Annotated in this window: 1 protein-coding gene; it reads right to left on the bottom strand. The window is 68.0% G+C overall.

Annotated features, from left to right (window positions below; translation table 11 throughout):
- Positions 1-204: 204 nt before the first annotated feature.
- A complete protein-coding gene (locus tag ACIQNU_RS43775; protein WP_401378315.1) occupies positions 205-1,455 on the bottom strand; it encodes an IS701 family transposase in 1,251 nt (416 codons plus the stop codon).
- Positions 1,456-1,630: the final 175 nt, after the last annotated feature.

Genomic DNA, 1,630 nt, shown 5'->3' with positions numbered 1-1,630 from the left:
CGCCGCGATCTGGCACAACCACAAGACCGGCCAGCCGGTCACACGATCCTTGATCGCCTACGACCACTGATCACATAGGAATGACTCGTCTAGTAGGGCTTGGTCAGGTTGGTGCGGGGTCGGGGATCTCGCGGTGACAGGTGGGGCAGGCGCCGGTCCAGAGTGCGAGGAGTAACTGCACTTCGCGGACGACTCGGTAGAGGCTCAGGCCGACGCCGTCTCTTTTGGGGAGCGGGTCAACCGCCGGAGGGTGCAGAAGGCGTGGGCGACGGAGACGAGGGTGACGTGGTGGTGCCAGCCGGGCCAGGTGCGGCCCTCGAAGTGAGCCAGGCCGAGTGCCTGTTTCATCTCCCGGTAGTCGTTCTCGATGCGCCAGCGGAGCTTTGCGGTGCGCACGAGGACGGGCAGCGAGGTGTTATCGGGCAGGTTGGCGAGCCAGAACTGCACGGGTTCGTCCTCGGCGGCAGGCCATTCGGCCAGCAGCCAGCGCACCGACAGTTCGGTGCCGGCCGTGGCCTTGCGGATCTCGCGTCCGGCGGGTCTGATCCGCAGGGCGACGAAGCGCGAGTACATGCGCTTGTGGCCACTGCGGCCGCTGCCGGGCCGTGAGCCCTCACGCCACTGCACCGGCCGGGCGGACACCTTGCCCGCCGCGATGACCAGGTCTTTCACCCGCCGGGCCGGCTCGGGATAGGCCGCAACCGGCCGTCGACCCCGGCCGCTGTAGCCGGCGGTGCACGGTCGTGCCTCCTCGGAGTGCGCGGTGGTCGTGGTCGAGATGCCCACCACGTAGTCGAGTCCGCGCGCCTCCAGGCCGAGCCGGAAGGCGGCGGTGTCACCGTATCCGCCGTCGGCGATGACCTGGGACACGTCGACGCCCCAGGACCGCGTCTCGTCGATCATGTCGAGGGCCAGCTGCCACTTCTCGACATGGCCCAGCTCTGCCGGGACCGCGCACGAGGCGCGGCGGGCCACCTTTTTCGGATCGGCCTTCGAGGCGGCGGGATCCCAGCTCTCGGGCAGAAACAGCCGCCAGTTCACCGCAGCAGAGGCGTTGTTGGAGGCTAGGTGCAGTGAGACTCCGGCCTGACAGTTGGTGACCTTGCCCGCGGTGCCGGTGTACTGCCGGCTCACGCACGCGGACGCGCCACCGTCCTTGAGGAACCCGGTGTCATCGATGATCAGCGCGGTGGGCTTGATGACCGGCTGCATCCGCCAGGCCAGGCGGGCCCGGACATGCGCTGCACCCCACGGGCTGGTGGTGACGAAGTGGGCCAGGGCCTGCCGGTTACCGTCCTCGCCCAGACGGGCGGCCATCGGCTCCACCGATTTCCGCCCGCCGTCCAGCAGCAGCCCTCGCAGATAAACCTCGCCCCACCGTCGCTGTTCCGCCCGCGCGAACGGCTCGAACGCCTCCGCCGCGAAGTCCTCCAGATCACACCGGACCGCAACCAACTCGCCACCCAGCACACCCGATCAACGACACAACCGATCAAGCGGACACGCCACCATCGAGCGAACCTGACCAAGCCCTACTAGACGAGTCATTCCGAATGCTGACGGTGTGTCTGGGAACGCAGACAGGGCGTCCAAGATCGTTGTGTGACGAACAACCTGGACGCCCTGCTGA

Source organism: Streptomyces sp. NPDC091292, assembly GCF_044757265.1.
Classification (GTDB): Bacteria; Actinomycetota; Actinomycetes; order Streptomycetales; family Streptomycetaceae; genus Streptomyces.
The sequence above is the reverse complement of the archived record's forward strand: the minus strand, read 5'-3'. Positions and strand labels throughout refer to the sequence as shown.